This window comes from Streptomyces sp. NPDC029138 (assembly GCF_055564375.1).
Map to the genome: position 1 here is coordinate 77,453 of NZ_JBVHWM010000038.1, position 9,785 is coordinate 87,237.

Below are 9,785 nucleotides of genomic sequence, written 5' to 3' on the forward strand. Positions count from 1 at the left end.
CCGCCGAGGCGGGATCATGCCACCCCCCGGCCGCGCCCGCCGGGTTTTTCAGCCCCCGGCCGGGAGCCCCAACTCCGGGTGGGCGTCGAGGAGTCGGGACGGGGCGGCCTGGCGCCAGGAGTCGGCCAGGATGTCCCGCAGCTCCTCCTCGTCCTCCAGGGCGGCCAGTCTCGCTCTCACCCAGGCGAACTGTGCCTCGTGGTCGGCGATCCAGAACTTCTCCGGCTCGGCCAGCACCAGTTCGTCGCGCTCCTCCTTGGGGCAGCGCACGGCGAGGGACGTCTCGTCCTCGGGGAGGGTCGCGAACATCTTCCCGGCGACCCGGAACGTGGGCATGCTCCAGGCGATCTTCTCCGTGGTGTCCGGCAGGGACAGGGCGATCCGTCGTACGTCGTGTGCATCCGGCATGCCACGCACGGTAGCTCCTGCCACTGACAGTCACCCGCCCAGCCGCTTGTAGTACAGCGTCGTCGGCCGCAACACGCCCGCCGGACCGGCCGCGTAGTCGGGGATGGTCCCGGCCCTGGTCCAGCCGGCCGAGCGGTACAGCCGCTCGGCGGGGCTGCCGGTCTCGGTGTCGAGGTGGAGCAGGGTGCGGCCGTCGGCGGCGGCGGCCTGTTCGGCGGTGGTGAGGAGCCGGCGGCCGAGGCCCTGTCCGCGCGCCGAGCGGTGCACCATCAGCTTGACCAGCTCCGCGCGGTGCCGGCTGTTCGGCTTGTCGGGGAAGGCCAGTCCGACCGTGCCGGTCACCCGGTCCGTGGGGTCCACGGCCGCCCAGACGGCGAGCCGGCCCGCCGCCGTGGCCTCAGCCCGCTCCCGCCACCAGGCGACTGCCTCCGCGTGGCCGAGCGGCGCGAGGAACCCGACGGAGGCTCCCGAGGCCACGGCGTCGGTGAGCAGCGCCGCCAAGTCGTCGGCCCGGTCACCTACTTCCACGCCCGTCCAGCGCTGCACCCTCATGGCCGTACCACCGCCAGCACATACCGCGCCTCCCCCGGCCCCGCGCAGCGGAAGCGGGTCGCGCCGGTCACCCGCATCCGCAGGCAGTCCCCCGCGTCGAGCCGGTGGACCCGGTCTCCGACGGTCACCTCCAGGGCTCCCTCCAGCAGCCACAGGTGCTGTTCCAGGCCGGGCACGGGCGGGCGGTCGTAGGCGAGGTCCGCGCCCGAAGTGAGCCTGCCCTCGACCAGTTCGCCACGCAGTCCGGTGTGCGGCGGGGACACGGACCGGCGGACGAAGCCGGCGGCGCGGTCCTCCCACACCTGCTGGTCGGCGGCCCGGACCAGGGGCGCCGGTGCCGCCTCGACCTCGCTGAGCAGCTGGGACATGGTGCGGCCGTAGACGTGGCAGAGCCGGTTCAGAAGGGCGGCGGTGGGGCTGGTCTCCGCGCGTTCGGCGCGGGACAGGGTGGACCGGCTCACTCCGCTGCGCTCCGCCAGCTCACCGAGGGACCAGCCGTGCTGGGCGCGCAGTTCGGCGAGCCGGGCGCCGATGAGGAGATCGACAGAGTCCTCGTTTCTCATATGCGGGACGCTATCCCGAATATGAGACGGCGCTGTTACAAAAGCCTCACGCCTGCGCCGCCTCGCCTAGCGCCTCCAGCACCGGCCGGATCAGTGGGTGCCCTTCAGCGCCCCGGCGGACGGCGGCGAAGACCCGGCGGGTCGGGGCGACGCCGTCGACGGGACGGACGACGACGCCGCTGAGGTCCATGCCGCGCAGCGCGGAGCGCGGGACGAGGGCCACGCCCGCATCGGCCGAGGCGAGGGCGACGACGGCCCGGAAGTCGTCGGAGGAGTGTTCCAGGCGGGGCTGGAATCCGGCGCTCTCGCAGGCGAGGACCACCACGTCATGGCAGGGGTTGCCCGGGTACGGCCCGATCCAGGGGTCCTTGGCCAGCTCGGCGAGGGGAACCTCGGGGGCGTCCGCCAGGCGGTGCCCGAGGGGTACGACGGCGTCGAACGGCTCGGCGTAGAGCGGGACGTGGGTCAGGCGGGGGTCGTCGGCGGGCGGCGCGCCCCGGTACTCGACGGCGACCGCGACGTCGACCTGCCGGTCCAGGACCATGGGCAGGCTGGCGTCGCCCTCCGCGTCCTGCACACGGATCTTTATGCCGGGCGCGGAGTGGGCGAGGCGGGCCAGGGCCGGGGCCACGACCTGGGCGATGCCGGTCGCGAAGGCCGCCACGGTGACCGTGCCGGCCTCGCCCGAGCCGTAGGCGGCCAGCTCGGCCTCGGCCCGCTCCAGCTGGGCGAGGACCGCGTTGGTGTGGCTGAGCAGGATCTCGCCGGCCGGGGTGAGCCGTACGCCCTTGGCGCCGCGCTCGACCAGGCGGTGGCCGGTCTCCTGCTCCAGGGCCGTCAGCTGCTGGGAGACGGCGGAGGGGGTGAGGTAGAGCGCGGCGGCCGCCGCGGTCACCGTGCGGTGGTCGGCCACCGCACGGAGGATGTGGAGCCGCCGTGCCTCGATCATGCCCCCATTATCCCAGGGCGTCCGCCCTGGTCAGGCCGCCAGCTCGGCGCGCGCCGCGAGGAACGCGTCGACCGCGCGGTTGACGTCGTCAGTGGAGTGCGCGGCGGACAGCTGCACGCGGATGCGGGCCTGGCCCTGCGGGACGACCGGGTAGGAGAAGCCGATCACGTAGACCCCGCGTTCCAGCAGCAGTTCGGCCATCCGGGCCGCCTTCGCCGCGTCGCCGATCATGACGGGGGCGATGGCGTGGTCCCCGGGGAGGACGTCGAAGCCCTCCTCGGTCATCCGGCGGCGGAACAGCGCGGTGTTCTCGGCGAGCCGGACGCGCAGGTCGTCGGCGGACTCCAGCAGGTCGAGGACCTTCAGGGAGGCGGCGGCGATCACCGGGGCGAGCGTGTTGGAGAACAGGTAGGGGCGGGAGCGCTGGCGCAGCAGGGCGACGATCTCGGCACGGGCGGCGACGTAACCGCCGGACGCGCCGCCGAGGGCCTTGCCGAGGGTGCCGGTGATGATGTCGACGCGGTCCATGACGCCGTGCAGCTCGGGGGTGCCACGGCCGGTCGGGCCGACGAAGCCGACGGCGTGCGAGTCGTCGACCATGACCATCGCGTCGTAGCGGTCGGCGAGGTCGCAGATCTCCGCCAGGGGCGCCACATAGCCGTCCATGGAGAAGACGCCGTCGGTGACGATCAGGCGGCGCCGGGCGTCGGACGCCTCCTTGAGCTTGGCCTCCAGGTCCGCGAGGTCGCGGTTGGCGTAGCGGAAGCGGCGGGCCTTGGACAGGCGGATGCCGTCGATGATGGAGGCGTGGTTGAGGGCGTCGGAGATCACCGCGTCCTCCTCGCCGAGCAGGGTCTCGAAGACACCGCCGTTGGCGTCGAAGCAGGAGGAGTACAGGATCGTGTCCTCCTGGCCGAGGAACGCCGACAGCCGGGCCTCCAGCTCCTTGTGGACCTCCTGGGTGCCGCAGATGAAGCGGACGGAGGCCATGCCGTAGCCCCAGCGGTCCAGGGCGGCGTGGGCGGCGGCGATCACGTCGGGGTGGTCGGCGAGGCCGAGGTAGTTGTTGGCGCAGAAGTTGAGGACCTCGCCGGGACGGCCGCCGGCGGTGACGTTCACGGTCGCGGACTGCGGGGTGCCGATGACCCGCTCGGGCTTGTGCAGGCCGGCGGCGCGGATCTCGTCGAGGGTGGCGCGCAGGTCGTCGCGGACGGTGTCGAACATGGGGGCTCCTGAAAGTGCTGACGGGCTGAGGGAGTTCACGCGGTCGTGCGGCTTACGCGGTCCAGTCCAGGATGACCTTGCCGCCCTTGCCGCTCGCGGCGTCGGCGAAGGCCGCCTCGAAGTCGCGGTAGTCGTACCGGCCGGTGACCACGGGGGCGAGGTCCAGGCCGCCCTCCAGCAGCACCGACATCGCGTACCAGGTCTCGAACATCTCGCGGCCGTAGATGCCCTTGATGGTGATCATCGAGGTGACGATCCGGGCCCAGTCCACCGGGAACTCCTGGGCGGGCAGTCCGAGCATGGCGATCCGGCCGCCGTGCGTCATGTTGGCGATCATGTCGCGCATGGCCTCGGGCCGGCCGGACATCTCCAGGCCGATGTCGAAGCCCTCGCGCAGTCCGAGTGCGCGCTGCCCGTCGGCGATGGTGGACTCGGCGACGTTCAGGGCGAGGCTCACCCCTATCTTGCGGGCGATCTCCAGGCGCTCCTCGCTGACGTCGGTGATGACGACGTTGCGGGCGCCCGCGTGCCGCGCCACGGCGGCGGCCATCAGGCCGATCGGGCCGGCACCGGTGATCAGCACGTCCTCGCCGACCAGCGGGAAGGAGAGCGCGGTGTGCACCGCGTTGCCGAACGGGTCGAAGATCGCGGCGACGTCGAGGTCGACCGGGACCCGGTGCACCCAGACGTTGGACGCGGGCAGGGCGACGTACTCGGCGAACGCGCCGTCGCGGCCGACGCCGAGGCCGACGGTGGCCCGGCACAGATGGCGGCGGCCGGCCAGGCAGTTGCGGCACTTGCCGCACACCAGATGGCCCTCGCCGCTGACCCGGTCGCCGATGCGGAGGTCGGTCACGTCCCGCCCGGTCTCGACGATCTGCCCGACGAACTCGTGGCCGAGCACGAGCGGGGTGCGGATCGTCTGCTGGGCCCAGCCGTCCCAGGCCCGGATGTGCAGGTCGGTGCCGCAGATGCCGGTCCGCATGACCTTGATCAGTACGTCACCGGGGCCGATGGCGGGCTCCGGGACGTCCGTCAGCCGGAGTCCCGGCTCCGCCTTCTCCTTGACCAGCGCCTTCAACGCTACGGCTCCTGTGGGTGAGGCCCGGCCCACGGGCATGCCGAAGAAGCCCGCACCGGGTCAGAGGGGTGGAATCACCCTGCAATCTGCCGTATGCGGGGGCCGGGGTCCATCGAGCTTTTCTTAACCGGCGCCACAGCTTTCCTACACGCCCCGCGAAATGGCCTGCCGCACCGCCCCGCGCGGTGTCCTTCCGCGTCAGAGAGGAAGTCCGTCCTCCATACTCCGTTCGAGGCGTACGACGAGATCGGCGGCGAGCGCCTTGATGGTCTCCAGGCCGGTCCTGCCCCAGGCGCGGGGCGCTGTGTCGGCCGCGCACACGGTGCCGAGCGCCATGCCGGAGCTGTCGATGAGCGGGGCGCCGAGATAGGAGCGGATGCCGTACTCGTCGACGACCGGATTGCCCGCGAACCGCGGATAGTCGCGGACGTCCTCCAGGACGAGTGCCTTATGGCGGACCACCACATGGGGGCAGAAACCATGGTCGCGCGGCAGCACCCGGCCGATCTCGGCCCTGCTGCCGTCGTCCCGCACGACCGGGGAGATGGCCGGGGCGCTCAGGCCCGCGAAGAACTGGTGGTCCTCGCCGATGAAGTTGACCATGGCGTAGAGCGCGCCGGTGAGCTGGGCGAGGTGACCGGCGAAGGCGTCGAGCGCGGGGTCGGGCCGGTCCGCCAGGCCGAGTCGGCGCAGGCGGTGGACGCGGGCGGGGGCTTCCTTGTCCTCGGGGGTGAGCAGCAGACCCCGGACCGGCCGGGGCGGCTCGTAGCTCATGGCCGGGCTCCGTCGCTGTGGGCATACCTCATATAGGGGCTCCATGGGCGGTAGGGCGGGATCACATGTGGGCGCCGTGGCTGGGCGCGGTCGCCGGGGCGTGGGCGAGGAGATGGCGGACGAGGACGAGCAGGGTCTGGACGCCCGAGCTGGAGATCCGGGCGTCGCAGCGCACCACCGGGATCTCCGGGTCGAGGTCGATGGCGGCCCGCACCTCCTCGGGGTCGTAGCGGTGGGAGCCGTCGAACTCGTTGATGGCGACGATGAAGGCGAGCCCGCGTTCCTCGAAGAAGTCCACGGCGGCGAAGCAGTCCTGGAGCCGCCGGGTGTCGGCGAGGATGACCGCGCCGAGCGCGCCCTCGGACAGCTCGTCCCACATGAACCAGAACCGCTCCTGCCCCGGCGTGCCGAACAGGTACAGCACATGTTCCGGATCGAGGGTGATCCGGCCGAAGTCCATGGCGACCGTGGTCTCCATCTTGTTCTCGACGCCGTCGAGACTGTCCGTGCCGACACTGACCGTGGTGAGCAGCTCCTCCGTGCTGAGCGGCGCGATCTCGCTGACCGCGCCCACGAAGGTCGTCTTGCCGACGCCGAACCCGCCCGCCACCAGGATCTTGAGCGCGGTCGGGAACGGGTCAGAGCTGTCGTCGTAGTCCATCGAGCACTGCCTCCAGCAGAGACCGGTCAGTGGGTGTGTGGTGGTACACGGGCGGCTTGGTGGTCAGCGCGCCGCAGTCGACCAGGTCGGAGAGCAGCACCTTGGTGACCACGGCGGGCAGTTTCAGCTGGGCGGCGACCTCGGCGACCGAGACGGGCGCGCGGCACAGGTCGAGCGCCTGCGCGTGCTCGGGGCCGAGGTAGCCGAGCGGGGTGACGCCGGTCGCCATCACCTGCGACATCAGGTCGAGGGCGATGCTGGGCTCGGTGCGGCCGTTGCTGACCGTGAACGGCCGCACCAGCCGCCCGGCCGCGTCGTCCAGCCAGGGCCCGTCGCCGGCTGCGGCCACCCTCAAGGCCTCGTCGCCGTGGATTCGACGGCGTGCTGCCGGGGCGCGGTGACCAGGTAGGGACGGACGCTCTTGACCAGCATCGCCATCTCGTAGCCGAGCACGGCGGCGTCGGCCTCGCGGCCGGCCAGCACGGCGAGGCAGGTGCCGGAGCCGGCGGTGGTGACGAACAGCAGGGTGGCGTCGAGTTCGACGACGACCTGGCGGACGTCGCCGCCGTCGCCGAACCGGACGCCCGCGCTGCGGCCGAGGGAGTACAGGCCGGAGGCCAGGGCCGCCATGTGGTCGGCGCTGTCGGCGTCCAGGCCGTGCACGGACTTGACCAGTCCGTCGCAGGACAGGAGCACCGCGCTGGTGGTGTGCGGTACGCGCTGCACGAGGCCGCTCAGCAGCCAGTCGAGGTCGGATGCGTGGACGGTCGGCGCATCGCTCGCCATGGTGGATCGACTCCTTGGGGTACGAAGATCAGCGCGAGCGCTGGGGGTGGGCGTACGACGTACGGGTGCGGGGGCGGATGTGGGGGCGGGGGCAGGGGCGGAAGCGGTCATCCGGCCGGGGTGCTCCCCTCGGTCCGGCCGGTACCGCGAACGCCGTCGCCTGCGGGTGCGTGGGCGTGCGCCTGGGGTATGGGGGCGGGGGACTGGGAGTCCGGGGCGGGGTGGTCCGGGGTGGTGGGGGGCTGGGCTGTGCGGCCTGGAAGCGTGTGGTCCGGCTCCATGTGGCCGGCATCCGCGTAGTCCGGGGTCATGTGGTCCGGGGCCGTGTGCTCCGGCCCCATGTGGCCAGCACCCGCGTAGTCAGGGGCTATGTGGTCCGGGGCCATGTGGCCAGCATCCGCGTAGTCCGGCCCGATGTGCCCGGCACCAGGGTCGTCCGGGTTCATGTGGTCTGGGGCCGTGTGGTCTGGGGCCGTGTGGTCTGGGGCCGTGTGGTCCGGCCCCGTGTGGTCCCACCCCATATGGAGCGCACCCGTGTAGCCCGGCCCCATATGTTCCTGGCCCGTGTGCTGCGCACCCGTATGGCCCTGCCCCGCGTGCTGCGAGCCCATGGCGTGCGGGCCGTCGTGTCGGGTGTCGATGTGGTCCGGACCGCCGTGCTCGGGACGTGTGCGCGTCGGCTCGGTCGGTCCCGGCGCGGACGCCGGCAAGTGCGTGCCTGCCATGTGTCCGGCATCCACGTGCGCAGAACCCATGTGCCCGTACGCCGACTTCTCGTACTGAGGCTCATGGAACTCCGGTTCACGGATCTGATGCCCCGCCCCCGGAAGGGCCGACTCCGGCTCCTGATGCTCGGCCTCCAGGCTCTGCTGGGCCTCGGCGAGTCCGATGCCGCGCTGGAAGGCGGCCATCAGGCCGGGATCGTGGCCGGCGACGGTGTCGCTCTCCTGGCGGGGCAGCGGGCCGCCGCGCAGCTGGGGCACGATGTGCTCCTGGGCGCGCCGGCGGGGCAGTTGGGGCTTGTCCATGGTCCCGCGGACCGGGCCGACGCGCGGCGTGGGCAGAACGCCCGTGTGCGCCTCCACCGCCGCCCGGTCCTCGGCACTGATGCCGGGCACGGCCTCGGCGGGTGTGGGCCGTGCCTCCTGGGCGCCGCGCACGGGAAGCGGGGCCGGGGCACCTCCGTGCCGCCCGCGCGCACCGCTCTCGGTCCCGCGCCGCCCCGATCCGCGCTGGGCGTGCCGCCGTCGCCCGGTGGCCGCGGCCTGCCCGCCGCCCGTCCCGGCCTCGGCGCCCTCACCGGCACGGTCCCCGCCGCCGGCGGCGGTGCCGCGCCCGCCTCCGGCCGCACTCCCCGCCCCGGCACCGCTCCCGGCTCCCGGGACTCCCCCGGCTCCCGGCGGCTGCGCGGGCGGCGGCACCGGTGCCCGTACCTCCTGCGCCGCCCCGGCCTCTCCGGGCCCCTGCCCCGGCAGCTGCGACTGCGGCTGGGGCTGCGGATGGGATACGCCGGTCCCCGCGCCCGGCAGGCCCGGCGCGTTGCCCAGCAGCACCTGCGGCACGACGAGTACGGCCTGCACCCCGCCGTAGATGTTGGTCTGTAGCCGCACGTGGATGCTGTGCCGGCGGGCGAGCTGGGAGACGACGTAGAGCCCGATACGGCCGTCGGCCAGCAGGCTGGCGACGTTGACCTGGTCGGGGTCGGCGAGCAGGGCGTTCATCCGGTTCTGCTCGGCGACGGGCATGCCCAGCCCGCGGTCCTCGACCTCCACGGCGAGCCCGGAGGTGACGAGGTTGGCGCGGAGCAGCACCTGGGTGTGCGGGGCGGAGAACACCGTGGCGTTCTCGATGAGTTCGGCGAGCAGGTGGATGACGTCGGCGACGGCGTGGCCGCGCAGCTCGCCGTCGATGGGCGGCACCAGTTTGACCCGGGAGTACTGCTCGACCTCGGCGATCGCGGAGCGCAGCACCTCGGTCATGCTGACGGGGTTGCTCCACTGCCGCCGGGAGACCGCGCCGCCGAGCACGGCGAGGTTCTCGGCGTGCCGGCGGATGCGGGTGGCCAGATGGTCGACGTGGAAGAGCCCCTTGAGCAGGTCGGGGTCCTCCATCTCGTTCTCCAGGTCGTCCAGGATCGAGATCTCCCGGTGCACCAGGGACTGAAGCCGGCGCGCGAGGTTGACGAACACCTCCAGCTTCTGCTGGCTGCCCGTCTGGCTGGAGAGCTGGGCGGCCCGGACGACGGCGGTGACGGCGCCGTCGTACGCGCGTGCCAGGTCGGCGGCGAGCAGCTCGAAGTCGTCGGCGTCGGCGGGCGGCCGATGGCGCGGACCGCGCTGCGGCGGGGTCTCGCCCTGCCGCAGGGCGTCGACCAGGGCGTGCAGATCGGCCTCGCCGCGCGCGGCGGTGCGGCGGAGCGCGTCGACGCGGTCGGCGACCGTGCGGGCGGCGCGGTCGGCGGCCACGGCGGCGATCAGGATGCCGGCGACGGCCACGGTGACCGCTCCGGCGAGCACGGCCCACAGGAGGGGGCCGGTGCGTGTGCCGGTGGAGCGGATGCTGAACAGCACCGCGGCGGTGGCGCTGAGCGCGACCGCGAGGGGCGGCAGGACGGCGAGCCGCATGAGCTGAGGCCGTATGTGCGTCTCGGGCAGTGCGGGAGCGGGTCGGGGGGGGGGGGGGGGGGGGGGGGGGGGGCGGCGGGGGGGGGGGGGGGGGGGGGGGGGAGGAAGGGGAGGGGGGGGGGGGGGAGTACGGGTGTGGGGGGGGGGGGGGTGTCTTGTTTTG

General features: G+C 73.2%; 10 protein-coding genes and 1 pseudogene. All 11 read right to left on the bottom strand.

Features of this window, described 5'->3' with window-relative positions; genetic code table 11:
• Window positions 1-48: 48 nt before the first annotated feature.
• Window positions 49-408, bottom strand: coding sequence for an MmcQ/YjbR family DNA-binding protein (locus ACZ4WH_RS26655; RefSeq protein ID WP_468184895.1), 360 nt, complete (start codon window positions 406-408; stop codon window positions 49-51).
• A 30-nt stretch (window positions 409-438) separates the two neighbouring features.
• On the bottom strand, window positions 439-960 hold the full coding sequence (locus tag ACZ4WH_RS26660; RefSeq protein WP_468184897.1) for a GNAT family N-acetyltransferase: 522 nt from the start codon (window positions 958-960) through the stop codon (window positions 439-441).
• Window positions 957-1,523 (bottom strand): helix-turn-helix domain-containing protein, encoded by a 567-nt coding sequence (locus tag ACZ4WH_RS26665; protein ID WP_468184900.1) that lies wholly within the window; start codon window positions 1,521-1,523, stop codon window positions 957-959. Before ACZ4WH_RS26665 ends, ACZ4WH_RS26660 begins: the two co-directional genes overlap by 4 nt.
• Window positions 1,524-1,569: 46 nt before the next feature.
• Window positions 1,570-2,472 carry a LysR family transcriptional regulator gene (locus ACZ4WH_RS26670; RefSeq protein ID WP_468184902.1) on the bottom strand — a complete coding sequence of 301 codons (903 nt, stop codon included), beginning with the start codon at window positions 2,470-2,472 and terminating at the stop codon, window positions 1,570-1,572.
• Window positions 2,473-2,502: 30 nt separating this feature from the next.
• Window positions 2,503-3,696, bottom strand: a complete 1,194-nt coding sequence (locus tag ACZ4WH_RS26675; RefSeq protein WP_468184904.1) for a glycine C-acetyltransferase — start codon at window positions 3,694-3,696, stop codon at window positions 2,503-2,505.
• A 52-nt stretch (window positions 3,697-3,748) separates the two neighbouring features.
• Window positions 3,749-4,777 (bottom strand): L-threonine 3-dehydrogenase, encoded by a 1,029-nt coding sequence (gene tdh / locus ACZ4WH_RS26680; protein ID WP_468184906.1) that lies wholly within the window; start codon window positions 4,775-4,777, stop codon window positions 3,749-3,751.
• A 198-nt stretch (window positions 4,778-4,975) separates the two neighbouring features.
• Window positions 4,976-5,551 (bottom strand): GAF domain-containing protein, encoded by a 576-nt coding sequence (locus ACZ4WH_RS26685; protein WP_468184909.1) that lies wholly within the window; start codon window positions 5,549-5,551, stop codon window positions 4,976-4,978.
• Between the two features lie 61 nt (window positions 5,552-5,612).
• Window positions 5,613-6,212 carry a GTP-binding protein gene (locus ACZ4WH_RS26690; RefSeq protein WP_468184911.1) on the bottom strand — a complete coding sequence of 200 codons (600 nt, stop codon included), beginning with the start codon at window positions 6,210-6,212 and terminating at the stop codon, window positions 5,613-5,615.
• Complete coding sequence (locus ACZ4WH_RS26695; RefSeq protein ID WP_030646844.1) at window positions 6,190-6,561, bottom strand: DUF742 domain-containing protein; 372 nt, start codon at window positions 6,559-6,561, stop codon at window positions 6,190-6,192. The genes ACZ4WH_RS26690 and ACZ4WH_RS26695 overlap by 23 nt, the downstream gene beginning before the upstream one ends.
• A 2-nt stretch (window positions 6,562-6,563) precedes the next feature.
• Window positions 6,564-6,998, bottom strand: coding sequence for a roadblock/LC7 domain-containing protein (locus ACZ4WH_RS26700; RefSeq protein ID WP_356341184.1), 435 nt, complete (start codon window positions 6,996-6,998; stop codon window positions 6,564-6,566).
• 605 nt (window positions 6,999-7,603) lie between these two features.
• Window positions 7,604-9,785: pseudogene (locus tag ACZ4WH_RS26705) on the bottom strand (sensor histidine kinase); the annotation flags it as partial.

Bases quoted from the DNA above. Each gene is read 5' to 3' on its own strand.
- ACZ4WH_RS26655 (WP_468184895.1), bottom strand. From the start codon at position 408: ATGCCGGATGCACACGACGTACGACGGATCGCCCTGTCCCTGCCGGAC.
- ACZ4WH_RS26660 (WP_468184897.1), bottom strand. From the start codon at position 960: ATGAGGGTGCAGCGCTGGACGGGCGTGGAAGTAGGTGACCGGGCCGAC.
- ACZ4WH_RS26665 (WP_468184900.1), bottom strand. From the start codon at position 1,523: ATGAGAAACGAGGACTCTGTCGATCTCCTCATCGGCGCCCGGCTCGCC.
- ACZ4WH_RS26670 (WP_468184902.1), bottom strand. From the start codon at position 2,472: ATGATCGAGGCACGGCGGCTCCACATCCTCCGTGCGGTGGCCGACCAC.
- ACZ4WH_RS26675 (WP_468184904.1), bottom strand. From the start codon at position 3,696: ATGTTCGACACCGTCCGCGACGACCTGCGCGCCACCCTCGACGAGATC.
- ACZ4WH_RS26685 (WP_468184909.1), bottom strand. From the start codon at position 5,551: ATGAGCTACGAGCCGCCCCGGCCGGTCCGGGGTCTGCTGCTCACCCCC.
- ACZ4WH_RS26690 (WP_468184911.1), bottom strand. From the start codon at position 6,212: ATGGACTACGACGACAGCTCTGACCCGTTCCCGACCGCGCTCAAGATC.
- ACZ4WH_RS26700 (WP_356341184.1), bottom strand. From the start codon at position 6,998: ATGGCGAGCGATGCGCCGACCGTCCACGCATCCGACCTCGACTGGCTG.